At 67.1% G+C, this 14798-nt stretch carries 16 protein-coding genes; 5 read left to right on the forward strand and 11 right to left on the reverse strand.

Translation table 11 applies throughout. From position 1 onward, the window contains the following. Window positions 1-40: 40 nt before the first annotated feature. Genes qcrB through ctaE form a run of 4 tightly spaced genes read right to left on the reverse strand, consistent with a single transcriptional unit; the run spans window position 41 to window position 4442 of the window. Complete coding sequence (qcrB, locus tag JOF56_RS56750; protein ID WP_209647775.1) at window positions 41-1693, reverse strand: cytochrome bc1 complex cytochrome b subunit; 1653 nt, start codon at window positions 1691-1693, stop codon at window positions 41-43. Next, on the reverse strand, window positions 1690-2829 hold the full coding sequence (qcrA, locus tag JOF56_RS56755; RefSeq protein ID WP_209649113.1) for a cytochrome bc1 complex Rieske iron-sulfur subunit: 1140 nt from the start codon (window positions 2827-2829) through the stop codon (window positions 1690-1692). Before qcrA ends, qcrB begins: the two co-directional genes overlap by 4 nt. A 47-nt stretch (window positions 2830-2876) precedes the next feature. Continuing rightward, on the reverse strand, window positions 2877-3752 hold the full coding sequence (gene qcrC / locus JOF56_RS56760; RefSeq protein ID WP_209647776.1) for a cytochrome bc1 complex diheme cytochrome c subunit: 876 nt from the start codon (window positions 3750-3752) through the stop codon (window positions 2877-2879). A 60-nt stretch (window positions 3753-3812) separates the two neighbouring features. Continuing rightward, window positions 3813-4442, reverse strand: coding sequence for an aa3-type cytochrome oxidase subunit III (ctaE, locus tag JOF56_RS56765; protein ID WP_209647777.1), 630 nt, complete (start codon window positions 4440-4442; stop codon window positions 3813-3815). Between the two features lie 130 nt (window positions 4443-4572). Here ctaE and JOF56_RS56770 point away from each other — a divergent pair, with 130 nt between their 5' ends. Then, entirely contained in the window at window positions 4573-4983 is a 411-nt protein-coding gene (locus JOF56_RS56770) for a response regulator transcription factor (RefSeq protein WP_209647778.1), read from the forward strand. Between the two features lie 14 nt (window positions 4984-4997). Next, a complete protein-coding gene (gene trpD, locus JOF56_RS56775; RefSeq protein WP_209649114.1) occupies window positions 4998-6047 on the forward strand; it encodes an anthranilate phosphoribosyltransferase in 1050 nt (349 codons plus the stop codon). Window positions 6048-6173: 126 nt separating this feature from the next. Here the strand turns inward: trpD and JOF56_RS56780 are convergent, their stop codons facing one another. Both JOF56_RS56780 and ctaC read right to left on the reverse strand, forming a co-directional pair. After that, window positions 6174-6572, reverse strand: coding sequence for a cytochrome c oxidase subunit 4 (locus tag JOF56_RS56780; protein WP_209647779.1), 399 nt, complete (start codon window positions 6570-6572; stop codon window positions 6174-6176). 14 nt (window positions 6573-6586) lie between these two features. Next, the gene (gene ctaC, locus JOF56_RS56785; protein WP_209647780.1) at window positions 6587-7525 is read right to left on the reverse strand and encodes an aa3-type cytochrome oxidase subunit II; all 939 of its coding nucleotides are present in this window, start codon (window positions 7523-7525) and stop codon (window positions 6587-6589) included. Between the two features lie 152 nt (window positions 7526-7677). Between ctaC and asnB the strand changes: the two genes are divergently transcribed. Continuing rightward, window positions 7678-9603 carry an asparagine synthase (glutamine-hydrolyzing) gene (gene asnB / locus JOF56_RS56790; RefSeq protein WP_209647781.1) on the forward strand — a complete coding sequence of 642 codons (1926 nt, stop codon included), beginning with the start codon at window positions 7678-7680 and terminating at the stop codon, window positions 9601-9603. A 118-nt stretch (window positions 9604-9721) separates the two neighbouring features. On the opposite strand, the gene JOF56_RS56795 is transcribed toward asnB, so the two are convergent. Beyond that, window positions 9722-10189, reverse strand: coding sequence for an XdhC family protein (locus JOF56_RS56795; RefSeq protein ID WP_209647782.1), 468 nt, complete (start codon window positions 10187-10189; stop codon window positions 9722-9724). After that, window positions 10186-11118 (reverse strand): carbohydrate kinase family protein, encoded by a 933-nt coding sequence (locus tag JOF56_RS56800; RefSeq protein ID WP_209649115.1) that lies wholly within the window; start codon window positions 11116-11118, stop codon window positions 10186-10188. Before JOF56_RS56800 ends, JOF56_RS56795 begins: the two co-directional genes overlap by 4 nt. 180 nt (window positions 11119-11298) lie before the next feature. Between JOF56_RS56800 and JOF56_RS56805 the strand changes: the two genes are divergently transcribed. Then, entirely contained in the window at window positions 11299-11469 is a 171-nt protein-coding gene (locus JOF56_RS56805; protein ID WP_209647783.1) for a hypothetical protein, read from the forward strand. 62 nt (window positions 11470-11531) lie between these two features. Here the strand turns inward: JOF56_RS56805 and JOF56_RS56810 are convergent, their stop codons facing one another. Both JOF56_RS56810 and JOF56_RS56815 read right to left on the reverse strand, forming a co-directional pair. Then, window positions 11532-11897 carry a HesB/IscA family protein gene (locus tag JOF56_RS56810; protein ID WP_209647784.1) on the reverse strand — a complete coding sequence of 122 codons (366 nt, stop codon included), beginning with the start codon at window positions 11895-11897 and terminating at the stop codon, window positions 11532-11534. Between the two features lie 91 nt (window positions 11898-11988). Beyond that, window positions 11989-12999 (reverse strand): glycerate kinase family protein, encoded by a 1011-nt coding sequence (locus tag JOF56_RS56815; RefSeq protein ID WP_209647785.1) that lies wholly within the window; start codon window positions 12997-12999, stop codon window positions 11989-11991. A 55-nt stretch (window positions 13000-13054) separates the two neighbouring features. Between JOF56_RS56815 and JOF56_RS56820 the strand changes: the two genes are divergently transcribed. Beyond that, window positions 13055-13696 carry a DUF3043 domain-containing protein gene (locus JOF56_RS56820; protein ID WP_209647786.1) on the forward strand — a complete coding sequence of 214 codons (642 nt, stop codon included), beginning with the start codon at window positions 13055-13057 and terminating at the stop codon, window positions 13694-13696. Between the two features lie 46 nt (window positions 13697-13742). On the opposite strand, the gene JOF56_RS56825 is transcribed toward JOF56_RS56820, so the two are convergent. Then, window positions 13743-14729: an aldo/keto reductase family protein gene (locus JOF56_RS56825; protein WP_209647787.1), complete on the reverse strand. Its 987-nt coding sequence runs from the start codon at window positions 14727-14729 to the stop codon at window positions 13743-13745. Window positions 14730-14798 lie beyond the last annotated feature (69 nt).

Below are 14798 nucleotides of genomic sequence, written 5' to 3' on the forward strand. Positions count from 1 at the left end.
GAGTTGCCCGAAAGGGGGTCCTGGTGGGTATTACTCCGGCTCAGCCGGCCGTACCGCCGCCACCGGGGGCGTCGGGACCGTGGCCGTTGCCGTGCCCGTTGTGCTGGGCGGCACGCCCTGCCTCCAGGGCCCGGGTCTCCTCGACCGGGTCCGGGCTCAGCAGCGTTCCGGCGACCGGGCGTCCCGCGGAGCCGAGTTTGTTCATCTTCTTCGGCACAGCGGCACCCTGGTAGGCCAGCGGGATCGGGTGACCGTGGTCGTCGACCGGGCCGAGCGGCTGGTGCAGTTCGATGAACTCGCCGTGCGGCAGCCGCTTGATGATGCCGGTCTCGACACCGTGCGCGAGCACCTCACGGTCGGCGTGCTGCAAGCCGAGGCAGATGCGGTACGTGATCGCGTAGACCAACGGCGGCAGCACGAGCAGGCCGATCCGGCCCATCCACGTGGTGGCGTTCAGCGAGATGTCGAACTTCTCCGCCAGCACGTCGTTCGCGGCCGAGAGCAGCGAGACCATGAAGTAGGTGATCGCCATGGCACCGAGCGACGTCCGGACCGGCACGTCCCGCGGCCGCTGCAGCAGGTTGTGCCGCGCGTTGTCCTTGGTGAACTTCTTCTCGATCCACGGGTAGACCGCGGCGATACCGGTCAGCAGCGGCAAACCGAGCATGAACGGGAAGAACGCCGCCGGGATCATGTAGTCCCCGAGGTAGACCTCCCACGCCGGCCAGAGCCGGATCAAGCCGTCCGTCCAGCCCATGTACCAGTCAGGCACCGTGCCCGCGGAGATGTGCGCCGGGTTGAACGGGCCGAAGTTCCAGATCGGGTTGATCTGGAAGAGCCCGCCGAGCATGGCGATCACGCCGACGACGATGGCGAAGAAGCCGCCGCCCTTCAGCGAGAAGTACGGCATGATCCGCACGCCGATGACGTTGGTCTCCTTTTTCATCACGCCGGGGAACTGCGTGTGCTTCTGGTACCAGACCAGCCCGAGGTGCACCGCGACCAGCGCGAGCAGGATGCCCGGCAACAGCAGGATGTGCGCGGTGTACAGCAGCGGGATGACTTCCTCGCCGGGGAACTCGCCCCGGAACAACAACCAGTTGATCCAGGTGCCGATCACCGGCAGGGAGAGGATCAGGCCGGACATGATCCGCAGGCCGGCACCTGAGAGCAGGTCGTCCGGCAGCGAGTAGCCCGCGAAGCCCTCGAGCGCGCCCAGCATGAACAGCAGGATGCCGATGACCCAGTTGGTCTCACGCGGCTTGCGGAACGCGCCGGTGAAGAACACCCGGAACATGTGCAGCACGATCGCGGCCATGAACAGCAGCGCCGCCCAGTGGTGCACCTGACGGACGAAGAGGCCACCGCGCACGTCGAACGACAGGTTCAGCGCCGTCTCATAGGCCCGCGACATCTCCAGGCCACGCAGGTTCACAAACGAACCCTGGTACTCCACGTGCTGCATCGACGGGTCGAAGAACAGCGCGAGGTACGTACCGGACAGCAGCAGCACGATGAAGCTGTACAGAGCGACTTCACCGAGCAGGAACGACCAGTGCGTCGGGAAGACCTTGTTCATCTGTTTGCGCAGGCCACCGGCGGCGTGCAGGCGCTCGTCCGCCCAGTTGCCGGCAGCGGCGGCGGCTTTGGCCGCCGGGTTCTGCTGCTTTGTGGGGGTCGTGATGCCGCTCATGACTTACGCTCCCAGAAAGCCGGGCCGACCGCTTCGTTGAAGTCGTGCGTCGCGTAAAAGTAACCCGTTTCCTCGTCGACCTGAATCGGCAACTGGGCCAGCTTGCGGGTCGCCGGTCCGAAAATGGGCTTGGCGTAGTGCAACGCGTCGAACTGCGACTGGTGGCACGGGCAGAGGATCCGGTTGGTCCGCTGCTCGTACAGCGAAGTCGGGCAGCCCAGGTGGCTGCAGATCTTCGTGTAGGCGTAGAAGTCGCCGAAGTTGAAGTCCTCCTGGCCCTGGTGCTTGACCACCCGCTTGGCGTCCTCGGGACGCAGGCGGATGAGCATGACCGGGTTGTCCGAGCGGCGCAGGGCTTCGAGCAGTTCGTGCTCGTCGACCCGCTCCTCACCGGCCAGGATCTTCTCGAGCCGGGCGTAGTCCACGGCGCCCGATGCGGTCTTCGGGGCGTGGAACGGGAACACCGTCTCCATTGCGCCCGCGTCCAGGTCCTCCGGCTTGACCAGCTCAAGCGCGTGTGCGTCACCGGTGTCGCGGCGCATGAACACGCGCTCGCCGTCGTGCGCGAGCCACCCGGTGTGCCAGAGGCCGTTCTCATTGGTGGAGTCGGCGTGCGGGTTCTTGATCATGCTGCCGAGCGGCAGCACGGCCGCGGCCAGGCCGAACGTGCCCGCACCGAACAGCGCGGTGCGCTTGATCAGCGAACGGCGGGCGATGGTGCTGCGGTCGCCCGCGTCGGCCAGGTGCGCCACGAAGGTCTGCCGGTCGATCTCCGGCGACATGCCGTCGTGCCGCTGCTGGACAGCGACCTCGTGCGGCAGGAACTTCTTGGCGTACATCACGACGCCGACACCCACGCCGAGGATCGCCAGGCCGAGGGTGAGGCCGAGCAACGGCGTGTAGAGCAGGTACAGCAGGTGCCGGTCGGTGTTGGCCGGGGCGTAGTGCCACGGCCACCAGATGAACACACCGATGAACGCCAGGCCCGACAGGCCGGACAGGGTGAACCAGGCCGCCACCGAGCGCTCGGCCCGCTTCTCGGCCTTGGTGCCCTTGACCGGCCACTGCTCGGTGTACTCGACCAGCTCGACGTCGTCGAGCTTGCCGCCGAGTTTCAGCAGCTGATCGCGGTCCATCTCGGCAAGCTCGGCCTCGGTCGGGAGGCCTTCTTTTTCTTGCCCGCTCACGACTTGGCTCCGATCCACAACGTGATACCCACCAGCGCGGCCATCCCCACGATGAACGCGATCAGGCCTTCGGACTGCGGCCCGAGCCCGCCCAGCGGCGCGCCACCCGGGTTGTTGTTCCCGTCGGTCACCGACTTGACGTACGCGATGATGTCCTTCTTCTCTTCCGGCGAGAGCTGGCGGTCGGAGAACTTGGGCATGTTCTGCGGGCCGGACAGCATCGCCGCGTAAAGCTGCTCCTCGGTCGCCGGGTCGAGCTCCGGCGCGAACTTGCCGGAGGACAACGCACCGCCGCGGCCGGTGAAGTTGTGACAGGAGGCGCAGTTCATCCGGAACAGCTCGCCACCACGCGCGGGGTTGTCACCGCGCAACTGGGCGCCCGTCTCGGACGGCAGCTTGGGGCCGCCCGCGCCCTTGGACTCGATGAACGCGATGACCGCGTCGATCTCGTCCGGGGACAGCTTCGGTGGTTTGCGCTCGGCCTGCGCGGTCTGCGCGGCCAGCGGCATCCGGCCGGTCGAGGTCTGGAAGTAGACCGAGGCCTCGCCGATGCCGATCAGGCTGGGACCACGGTCCTTGACACCCTCGGCACCCTCGCCATGGCAGGTGATGCAGGTGTTGTTGTAGATCTGCTCGCCCTTGCGGATCAACGCGGGGTCCTGCGCGGCGTTCGCGGTCTGCGGCTCAGGTGCGATCGCGCTGTACAACGCGCCGACCCCGATCAGCGCCACGCCCAACGCAAGCAGGCCGGAGATCCGCCGGCGGCGCTTGGAGGAGCGGGCTCGTTTCCGCGCCGCCTTGCTCTCCCCGGCGGCGTCCGCAGTACCGACGCTCGACCCGGCAGGCAGGTCCTCGGCTTTACTGCTCGTCATGTGATGGGCAACCTTGCTGGAGAAGTCAGTTCGGGTTTCTGGTGTCAACCAGGCAAAGCGTCAGGGCACCAGGTAGATGACGGCGAACAGGCCGATCCACACGATGTCCACGAAGTGCCAGTAGTACGAGACCACGATCGCCGCGGTCGCCTGGGCCGGCGTGAACTTGCTCATCCTGGTGCGGATCAGCAGGTACACGAACGCGATCAGACCACCGATCACGTGCAGCCCGTGGAAGCCGGTGGTCAGGAAGAACACCGTGCCGAACCCGCCGGACGGGATGGTGACGCCCTCGTGGATCAGGTTCACGTACTCGATGCCCTGACCGGCGACGAAGATCGCGCCCATCACCAGGGTCAGCGTGTACCAGCGGCGCAACCCGAACACGTCGCCCTTCTCGGCCGCGAACACACCGAGCTGGCAGGTGATCGACGACGCCACCAGGATCACGGTGAACGGTGTGGCGAAGGGCAGGTTCAGGTGGATCGGCTCGCCACCCGGAACAAGTGGCGGCGGCCAGTGCCCGCTGGAGTTCTGCGCCTTCACCGTGAAGAACATGGCGAACAGCCCGGCGAAGAACATCAGCTCACTGGACAGCCACACGATCGTGCCCACACTGACCATGTTCGGCCGGTTCAGCGAGTGCACACGCTGGCTGATCGAAGGCGTAGCTGTTGTCACGCGACGCATTATGGCTTGCGGTTATCCGCCTCGCCTTGTCGGGTCTCGATTGGGCCGTGGCGTGTCATTCACCGCCTTGGCGATAGCATCCCACTAGTCGTGATCAGGCCTAGTGAGACTGCCGGAGGGCGCGGAAAAGATGAGCACGCAGCCGCTGACGATCCTTGTCTTCAGCCACCGGCCGGAGGTGCGCGAGAGCATCATCACAGCCGTCGGGCGCCGGCCCGCCGCAGATCTCGGCCGGGTCACGTTCATCGAGGCCGCGGGCGTGGCCGACGTGATCTACCACATGGACGCCGGCGAGATCGACCTCGCGATCCTGGACGGCGAGGCGCAGCCCACCGGCGGCATGGGCGTGTGCCGTCAGCTCAAGAACGAGCTGGACGACTGCCCGCCGATCGTGATCGCGGTCCGCCGCAAGGACGACCGCTGGCTCGCCACCTGGTCACAGGCCGACGCGGTGCTCGTGCACCCGCTCGACCCGTTGACCGCGGCCGAGACCGTCGCCGACGTGCTGCGATCCCGCCAGCTGCCCGTCGTCCGAGGGTGACAGTGATGAACCCTATGCGGCGCGACACCTGGCCTGCGCTGCTCAACCACTTAGTCGACGGCGGTGACCTGACCGCCGACGATACCGCGTGGGCGATGGGCGAGATCATGTCCGGCAACGCGACACCCGCCCAGATCGCCGGATTCGCGGTCGGCCTGCGGGCCAAGGGCGAGACGCCGGACGAGGTCGCCGGTATCGCGGCGGGAATGCTGGCACGCGCACGCCGAGTGTCGGTGGACAAGCGCGCCGTGGACGTCGTCGGCACCGGCGGTGACCGGTCAGGCAGCGTGAACATCTCCACGATGAGCGCGATCGTCGCCGCGGCGGCGGGTGTTCCCGTGGTCAAGCACGGCAACCGGTCGGCCTCGTCGAAGGCGGGCACCGCCGACGTGCTCGAAGTGCTCGGCGTGGCGATCGGGCTGGGCCCTGAGGGCGTCGAGCAGTGCGTCGAGGAGCTGGGCATCGGGTTCTGCTTCGCGCCGGTGTACCACCCGGCGTTCCGGCACGCCGCCGGGCCGCGCCGTGAACTGGGCATCCCGACCGCGTTCAACCTGCTGGGCCCGTTGACCAACCCAGGCCAGCCCAGCGGTGGGCTGATCGGGTGCGCGTTCGAGCGGCTGGCGCCCGTGCTGGCCGAGGTCTTCGCGAGCCGGGGCGCCTCGGTGCTCGTGGTCCGTGGCGAGGACGGCCTGGACGAGATCACGACGTGCGGCCTGACCTCGGCATGGGTCGTGGAGAACGGTGAGGTCCGGCCCGACCGGATCGACCCGGCGGCGTTCGGCCTGCCGATCGTGACCTCCGCGGACCTGCTGGGCGGCGACGCAGAGCACAACGCGGACGTGGTCCGCCGGATCATGGCGGGCGAGCAGGGCCCGATCCGGGACGCGGTGGTCCTCAACGCAGCCGGCGCAGCGGCCGCGTACCGGGGCTTCACAGCCGATCTGACGGCCGATCTGGCCGCTGGCCTCAAGCAGGTCTCCGAAGCGATCGACAGCGGCGCAGCGGCCGACCTGCTTACCCGCTGGGCGGCCCGCTCCACCGAACTCGCCGCCGCCGAGGCCTAGCCCAACTAGCCCAACCCCGCACACGCGAAAACGCCCCCAAAGCCACTTTGGGGGCGTTTTGGTGTGCCCCCAATGCCACATTGGGGGCATCTGATGCTACGAATGCCACATTGGGGGCAAAACTTTTCAGTCTTTGTCGGGCGCGGTGTGGTACTCGAACACCAGGCCGCCGACCGTCAGCAGGATGCAGACGATGCCGATCACCAGCAGCCAGATGTGGAAGAACGCCAGCGCGAACCCGGTCAGCGCGGCCGACGCGGCCAGGCCCACCGGCCAGTAGCTGCCCGGGCTGAAGAAGCCCAGCTCACCGGCGCCGTCACTGACCTCGGCCTCGGGGTTGTCCTCCGGCCGCTGCTCGACACGGCGGGACACGAAGCTGAAGTAGCTGCCGATGATCAGCGACAGCCCACCGGTCAGCGTCAGCCCGACGATGCCCACGACCTCCTTGGCCCACAGGCCGTACAGGATCGCAGCAAAGAAGAAGAACGCTGTGCAGATGTGGAAGATTTTGGCTTCGACCTTCATCGTTTCGCCTGTCCTCAGCCCGAAGCCGTCCGCGCGGTGCGGTCGGGGTTGAACGGAGATGTGGTCACCGCGTACGGCGTGCAGAGCTGGCCGCAGTTCATCTGGCTCAGCGCCTCGGCCGTGGTGTACGTCTTGCCACTGGTCGGGTTGATCTGGGTACGCAGCCGCACAAACTGGTCGAACTGCTCACCGGGCAGTGCGCGCACCTCGAAGTTCATGAACGCGTGGTACGAGCCGCACAGCTCGGCGCAGCGGCCGACGAACGAACCCGGGCGGTCGATCTTGTTCTGGAACGTGTTGTCCTGGTTGTTCTTCTCCGGGTACGGGAAGACGTCCCGCTTGAAGTGCATCTCAGGCACGTAGAACGAGTGGATCACGTCACGCGACCGCAGCTGGTACTCGATGGTCCGGCCGGCGGGCAGGACCAGCAGCGGGATCTCCCGCGTGCTGCCGACCGTGTGGATCTCGCCGCCGTCGGGGGTCTTGGGCGTGCTGCCGCCGACCTGTTTGTAACTGAAGTCCCAGTTCCACTGGAAGGCCAGCGCCTCGACCTTGACGTCCGGCTTGTCGGTCTCGGCCAGCACGCGGTTCTCGGTGCTCGCGGTGAAGACGAACAACACCACGACGATGATCACCGGGATGCCGGTGTAGACCGCCTCGAGCACGTTGTTGTACTGCGTCTGGCGCGGCAGCGCGGTGTCGCCCGGCTTCTTGCGGTGGAACGCGACCGGCCACAGCATCAGGCCCCACGTGAACACACCGACGATCAGTGACGCGATCACCGAACCGGTCCACAGCGCGCGCATGTCGTCGGCCTGCGGGGTGACACCCTCAGGCCAGCCGAACCGCAGCACCTCATCGGTCGAGCAACCGGTCGCCGCGAACGCGACCAGGCCGACCAGCCCGACGACCTTGGCCAGCCGTCGCTTTCGCGACCGCTCCTCTTGGCTCACCGTTCGCTCTCCTCCTCAGGCGATCCGCTCCTGCGGGAGCGTAGCTCAGCGACATATGTGACGCGGATCAGGGGCCGGGGCGCGCCGGTGGCTTTCGTGCAACGGGCATACTGGCCCTTCAAACACTCCTCGACCGGAAGGTTCCCGAGAGCGTGTGCGGTCTGCTTGGCCTGGTATGCCCATCTGAACTCGACGCCGACGCGGCCCGTACCGCGGTCGACGCCGCCCTGCGCTGCCAGCGGCACCGCGGTCCCGACGAGAGCGGCACGTGGGCCGACCGTGGGGTGGTCTTCGGCTTCAACCGGCTGTCGATCGTGGACATCGCGCATTCCCACCAGCCCCTGCACTGGGGCCCGGTGGACGCACCGAACAGGTACACGATCCTGTTCAACGGCGAGGTCTACAACTATCTGGAGCTGCGCGCGGACCTCAAGCGCGAGTTCAACCTGAAGTTCGCCACCGACGGCGAGGCCGAGGCGATGGTGGCGGCCTACCACTTCTACGGCCCCGGCATCGTCAGCAAGTTCCGTGGCATGTTCGCGTTCCTGATCTGGGACTCGCACCGTCAGACGCTCTTCGGCGCCCGCGACCCGTTCGGCATCAAGCCGCTGTTCTACACGCAGGGCCCGGGCGGTGTCGCCTTCGCCAGCGAGAAGAAGAGCCTGCTGCAGCTGTCCCGCGCGATCGGCAACGCCCCGCGCCTGGACCGCACGGCCCTGCAGCACTACTTGGTGATGCAGTACGTGCCTGAGCCCGAGACCATGCACGACACTATCCGGCGAATCGAGTCCGGCACATCCTTCACGGTGACGCCGGACGGCAAGCTGACGACCGAGCGCTACTTCCACCCGACCTTCCGGCCACTCTCGGTGAGTCAGTACGAGTCGGGCAGGCTGCACTCCGACATCGCCGCCGTGATGCGCGACTCAGTCGCCAAGCACATGCGCGCGGACGTGACCGTCGGCTCCTTCCTCTCCGGCGGCATCGACTCGACCGCGATCGCGGCGCTGGCCAAACAGCACAACCCGGACCTGATCACGTTCACCACAGGTTTTGATCGTCAGGGCTACTCCGAAGTAGACGTGGCTGCGGAGTCCGCGGCAGCGATCGGCGTGAAGCACGTCGTGCGGACGGTGACCGCGCAGGAGATCATGGACTACCTGCCGCTGATCGTCTGGTACCTGGACGACCCGGTGGCCGACCCCGCCCTGGTGCCGCTCTGGTTCATCGCCCGCGAAGCCCGGCAGTACGTGAAAGTGGTGCTTTCCGGCGAAGGAGCCGACGAACTCTTCGGCGGCTACACGATCTACCGTGAGCCGATCTCGTTGGCCGCCTTCGAAAAGGTGCCCGGAGCCCTGCGCAAGGCGATGGGCAACCTGTCGACGAAGCTCCCCGAAGGCCAGCGCGGCAAGGACCTGCTGCGCCGTGGGGCACTGTCGCTTGAGGAGCGCTACTACGGCAACGCCCGGATCTTCCGCGACGACCAGATCAAGCGCGTGCTGCGGACGTTCACCCCGGGCGTCGGGCACCAGGAGATCACCGCGCCGCACTACCGCGTCTCCGCCGACTGGGACCCCGTGACCCGGATGCAGCACGTGGACCTCTTCACCTGGCTACGCGGCGACATCCTGGTGAAGGCCGACAAAGTCACCATGGCCAACTCACTCGAGCTGCGGGTCCCCTTCCTGGACCCCGAGGTCTTCAAGATCGCCGCGAAGATCCCGCTCGAGCAGAAGATCACCAAGGAGACAACCAAGTTCGCGTTGCGCGCGGCCCTGCGCGACATCGTCCCCGCGCACGTGCTGAATCGCCGCAAGCTCGGCTTCCCAGTCCCAGTCCGCCACTGGCTGCGCGAAGAACTCTACGAGTGGGCCGCGACCATCATCCGCGAATCCGGCACAGACCAACTGCTGGACAAAGCCGCGATCATGGCCATGCTCGACGAGCACCGCACCGGCGACCTGGACCACAGCCGCCGAATCTGGGCCCTGATCGTCTTCATGCTCTGGCACGGAATCTTCATCGAAGGCCGAATCCGCCCCCAGATCCCCGAGCCCCACTACCCCGTCCGCCTCTGACCCGGTCCGGCACGCCTCTCCAGGGTGAAGCGCGTCCTCAACCTTCGAGTTACGTTGCGGCGCAATCCGAGCCGCTTGCTGTCCCGTCGGCGGGACAGCAAGCGGCTCGGATTGCGGATCAGACTTTGAACTCGAAGCCGCCGGGTCTCGAGTTGCGGTCGGCGATCAGTCCGGCGATTGTCGCTATGGCGATCTCGGCGGGGGTGCGGGAGCCGATGTTGAGGCCGACTGGCCGATGTACTCGGGCGATGTCCTCTTCGGACACGCCGAGTTCGGTCAGCAGGCGCACATGTGGGCCTTCGTGACGCGGATTTCCCAGTACGCCAACCCACCTGACCGGGAACGCGAGTACGTCCTTGAGCACCACACCGAGTTCCTCGCGATGGTGGTCGGTCACCACCACGTCGCAGGAACTGTCCAGGGTTGGCAATGGCTCGCCGGGTTCGTAGATCGAGGCCGCATAACCGAGATCTGTGGCGTACCGGACCAGGAACCCGGCGACCGGAGAGTCGAACACCGCGACGAGGGTCCGGTGTTCGATCTCCACGGGGGCGCCGCCGTGGGCGACGTCGCAGGCGTCGGTCATGGCAGGACGGCCGCGATGTCTTTCGCGGCTTCTTCGCCGAAGGCGCCGGTTATGCGGGTGATGGCTTCCGCTGTGTCGAAGAGCCATTCCTGGGTGCCGACCGTTTCCAGCACCAGGACTGCCACGTATGAGCCGAGTTGGGCGGCTCGTTCCAGGTCGAGGCCGTGGGCGAGACCTGCGATGAAGCCCGCGCGGAATGCGTCGCCGACGCCGGTCGGGTCTGTCTTCGACAGTTCGGGGACGGCCGCGACGTGCACGACCGGGCCTTTGCTGTCGACGATCTCCGCGCCTTTCTCGCCCAGCGTTGTGATCCGCATGCCGACTTTGTCGAGTACTTCGGCTTCGGTCCAGCCGGTCTTCTTGAGCAGCAACTCCCATTCGTAGTCGTTGCTGAAGAGGTATTTCGCGCCGACGATGAACTCACGGACCTGCTCGCCGTTCATCCGGGCCAGCTGCTGGGAGGGGTCCACCGCGAAGGTGTATCCGCGCTGCCTGCACTCGCCTGCGTGCCGGACCATGCCCTCGGGGTCGTCCGGGCTGATCAGCACCAGGTCGAGTTCGCCCACCACGTCGGCGATCGGCTTCAGCTCGATCATCCGCGACTCGGACATCGCGCCCGCGTAGAACGAGGCGATCTGGCACATGTCCTCGTCGGTTGTGCAGACGAAGCGCGCGGTCTGGGCGACTTCGGAGATGCGTACGCCACGGCAGTCCACGCCGTGGCGTTCCAGCCAGGAACGGTAGTCCGCGAAGTCTGCCCCCGCGGCTCCCACCAGCACGGGCCGGCAGCCGAGCACCCCCATCCCGAACGCGATGTTGGCGCCGATCCCGCCCCGGCGGACCTGCAGGTCGTCGACGAGGAAACTCAACGACAGCCGGTGGGTCTGGTCAGGAATGATCTGCTCGGCGAACCGCCCGGGGAAGTGCATGAGGTGATCGCTGGCGATGCTTCCGGACACGGCAACGGGCACAGCGGCCCTCCTGTCTCGCGGGACAACAAGTCGGGCAGCCAGCACCGCCACCCATCCGGGTGGTTTCAGCGGCTGCCTCAGCACACTACCGGTTGGTACCCCTATGCACCTCAAACGTCGCTCAATAACGTGACGCGAGTGCACATCACCGAGGCCGATTCGATCGACGAGCTGATCGCCGACTGCGCCCACATCCCGCAATCCGTGCGTGAGAGCTCGCCGCACGCCCCGCTGCCCAGGCTCGCGCCGGCCTGGGAGGTCACCGAAGGCCTTCAGGCCCAGGTGGCGGATCTCGACGAATACGTCTGATCAGCAGCGACCACGAAAAAGGGCCGCCCGGCTGGGCGGCCCTTCCTGCGTTGTGGCTCAGCTCAGTGGAACGAGTCCCCGCAGGCACACGAGCCCGTGGCGTTCGGGTTGTCGATCGTGAAACCCTGCTTCTCGATCGTGTCCACGAAGTCGATAACCGCGTTCTCCACGTACGGCGCGCTCATCCGGTCCACGGCCACCTTCAGGCCACCGAAGTCCCGGTAGAGGTCACCGTCGAGCGAGCGCTCGTCGAAGAACAGCTGGTACCGCAGACCGGCGCAGCCACCAGGCTGGACGGCGATCCGCAGGTGCATGTCGTCGCGGCCCTCCTGCTCGAGCAGCGCCTTGGCCTTGCTCGCGGCAGTCTCGGTCAGCGTCACACCGTGCGTGGTCGCCGCTTCGGTCGTGTTCTCCTGCGCGGTCGTCATGGCACTCCCTTGAAGATCCGACTACAGCCGTGCGAACACACTGCCGTCTTGTCTTATTCCATGTTGACACATATGCCGGGGCGGCCAACTGTCACGCCGACCACTGGGACGCCACCGAGCGCGCGAGCTCGGCCAGCGTGCCGGCAGGGTCGGCGAACGCCGCCTCGACCGATCCGGCGTGCTCGACCACGGCGAACGCAGCCTCGATGCCCGCCGCGGCCGCTTCCCGGCGGCCCACGCTGACCTGACCGGCCAGAACGAGACAAGGCAGGCCGCGTTCGGCCGCGGCAGATGCGACGGACGTCACAAGTTTGCCGCGCAGCGACTGCCAGTCGAAGCTTCCCTCACCGGTGAGCACGAGCTGGGCGTCGGCCATGGCCTTGTCCAGCCCTGTCAGGTCCCGCACCAGACCGGCGCCGGACACCCGCGTGGCGCCGAGCAGGAACAGTCCGTATCCCAGACCGCCCGCCGCGCCTGCTCCCGGTTCGTCTCTCAGCTCCACGTTCTTGTCAGCGGAGAACGCCTCCAGCCGGCGTTCCAGCTCTTGCACGTCCTGCGGGGACGCACCCTTCTGCGGTCCGAACGTGTGAGCCGCGCCGTGCGGCCCGAGCAGGGGGTTTTCCACGTCGGTCGCCGCGATCAGCTTGGGCCAGTCGCCCGCCGTGACCTCCAGCATGCCTTTGCCGCCGTCGGTCGTGGCGGACCCGCCGAGACCGACAACGATCCTGTCAACGCCTGCGTCGCGCGCGGCGACCATCAGCTCGCCGACGCCACGCGTGGTGGCGTCCAGCGGGCGGCGGTCGGCTTTCGGTACCAGATGCAGGCCGTTCGCCTGCGCCGATTCGACGTAGGCAGTGCCGTCGTGCTCGAGCCATGTGGCCGTCACGGGCGCGCCGAGAGGGCCGGTTACCTCCATGGTGTGCAAGGTGCCGCCGAGCACGGTGTGCAGCACGTCTACGAAACCTGGTCCACCGTCGGTGAGCGGCCGTAGCACCAGCTCGTCGCCGGGCGCGGACGCGTGCCACCCGTCGGCCATCGCCTGCGCGGCCTCAGGGGCGGTCAGCGTGCCGCCGAAACAATCAGGAGCGATCAGTACGCGCACGGATCGCAGCGTATCCGGCGAACCACCCGATCAGGGCTTGCCATAACCTATAGAAGTGAGGTTCCTTCGCCGCAACTCAGCCGAGAACAACGACGCCGCCGTCGAGGAGACGCCAGCGGACGTCGAGGAGCCCACGCACAAGGCTTTCACTGCCGGCAAAGGGAAACCGACGCCGAAGCGGCGTGAGGCCGAGGCCCGCAGGCGCGGTCCGGTCGCACCCGCGCCGAAAACCACGCGTGAGGCGATGAAGCGGGCCCGTGCCACGCGCGGGTCGAAGGAAGATCGTCGCGAGGCGGCCAGGGAGCGCCGTGAGCGCATGATGGCCGGCGACGACAAGTACTTGATGCCGCGTGACCGTGGACCGGTCAAGGCGTACGTACGGGACCTGGTGGACTCGCGCCGCAACCTGCTCGGCCTGTTCATGCCGCTGGCGATCGTGGTGTTCGTGGCCCTGCTGATCCCGAACCCGCTGGTGCAGAACTACGCCACGCTGCTGTGCCTGGCGATGCTGTTGATGATGATCTTCGAAGGGTTCCTCAACGGCCGCCGGGTGGCGAAGCTGGCGCGCGAGAAGTTCCCGAAGGAGACCATCAAGGGCGCGTCGATCGGCTGGTACGCGTTCGTGCGCGGCAGCCAGATCCGCAAGCTGCGCGTGCCCAAGCCGCGCCTGCGGCCCGGGGATCCGATCCCGAACTAGTGGTTTTCCCCAAAGGGGCGCCTCCCGCGAGGCGCCCCTTTGGCGTTCACGGCGTGTGCGTCAGCCGCGGGTCGGTGATGACCGCGTCGTCGAGCACGGCGTCGATCTTGTCGAGCAGGTCGGACTCAAGGACCTTGCCGGACGCCTTGACGTTCTCGGTGACCTGCTCGGGCCGGGAGGCGCCGATGATCGCCGAGGCGACGTTCTTGTTCTGCAGCACCCACGCGACCGCGAGCTGCGCCAGGCTGAGCCCAGCCTCATCGGCGATCGGCTTGAGCTGCTGTACCCGCTCGAGCACGTCGTCACGCAACCAGCGCTGCACGAAGTTCTTGCCCGACTCGTCGGTCGCCCGCGACCCGGCCGGAACCGGCTGCCCAGGCAGGTACTTGCCGGTCAGCACACCCTGCGCGATCGGCGAGAACACGACCTGGCTGATGCCCTCCCGCTCGGACGCGGGCACAACCTGCGACTCGATGACCCGCCACAGCATGGAGTACTGCGGCTGGTTGGAGATGAACGGCACGTTCAGCTCACGGGCCAGCGCCGCACCCCGGGTGATCTGCTCACCCGTCCACTCGGAGACCCCGATGTAGAGCACCTTGCCCTGCCGGACGAGGTCGGCGAACGCCAGCATCGTCTCCTCGAGCGGGACAGTGCGGTCGAACCGGTGCGCCTGGTAGACGTCGATGTAGTCGGTCTGCAGCCGCCTGAGCGACCCATGCGCGGACTCAAGGATGTGCTTACGCCCAAGGCCCCGGTCGTTGGGGCCGCCCGGCCCGGTCGGCCAGTAGACCTTGGTCAGGATCTCCAGGCTCTCCCGCCGCTGCCCGGCCAGCGCCCGGCCGAGCACCTCCTCGGCCCTGGTGTTGGCATACACATCGGCCGTGTCGAACGTCGTGATCCCGGCATCCAGCGCCGCCCGGACACAGGCATGCGCCTGATCCTCCTCGACCTGGGATCCATGCGTGATCCAGTTGCCGTACGAGATCTCACTGACCGACAGCCCACTGCGGCCAAGTCTCCGAAACTCCATGCGCACAACCTAGCCCGAAGGTCCTTTGCGGGGCTAACTACTGGAATAGCCGCAATCAGGTACGACGAA

Source organism: Kibdelosporangium banguiense, assembly GCF_017876405.1.
GTDB lineage: Bacteria > Actinomycetota > Actinomycetes > Mycobacteriales > Pseudonocardiaceae > Kibdelosporangium > Kibdelosporangium banguiense.

Bases quoted from the DNA above. Each gene is read 5' to 3' on its own strand.
- qcrB (WP_209647775.1), bottom strand. From the start codon at position 1,693: ATGAGCGGCATCACGACCCCCACAAAGCAGCAGAACCCGGCGGCCAAA.
- qcrA (WP_209649113.1), bottom strand. From the start codon at position 2,829: ATGGACCGCGATCAGCTGCTGAAACTCGGCGGCAAGCTCGACGACGTC.
- qcrC (WP_209647776.1), bottom strand. From the start codon at position 3,752: ATGACGAGCAGTAAAGCCGAGGACCTGCCTGCCGGGTCGAGCGTCGGT.
- ctaE (WP_209647777.1), bottom strand. From the start codon at position 4,442: ATGCGTCGCGTGACAACAGCTACGCCTTCGATCAGCCAGCGTGTGCAC.
- JOF56_RS56770 (WP_209647778.1), top strand. From the start codon at position 4,573: ATGAGCACGCAGCCGCTGACGATCCTTGTCTTCAGCCACCGGCCGGAG.
- trpD (WP_209649114.1), top strand. From the start codon at position 4,998: ATGCGGCGCGACACCTGGCCTGCGCTGCTCAACCACTTAGTCGACGGC.
- JOF56_RS56780 (WP_209647779.1), bottom strand. From the start codon at position 6,572: ATGAAGGTCGAAGCCAAAATCTTCCACATCTGCACAGCGTTCTTCTTC.
- JOF56_RS56795 (WP_209647782.1), bottom strand. From the start codon at position 10,189: ATGACCGACGCCTGCGACGTCGCCCACGGCGGCGCCCCCGTGGAGATC.
- JOF56_RS56800 (WP_209649115.1), bottom strand. From the start codon at position 11,118: ATGCACTTCCCCGGGCGGTTCGCCGAGCAGATCATTCCTGACCAGACC.
- JOF56_RS56810 (WP_209647784.1), bottom strand. From the start codon at position 11,897: ATGACGACCGCGCAGGAGAACACGACCGAAGCGGCGACCACGCACGGT.
- JOF56_RS56825 (WP_209647787.1), bottom strand. From the start codon at position 14,729: ATGGAGTTTCGGAGACTTGGCCGCAGTGGGCTGTCGGTCAGTGAGATC.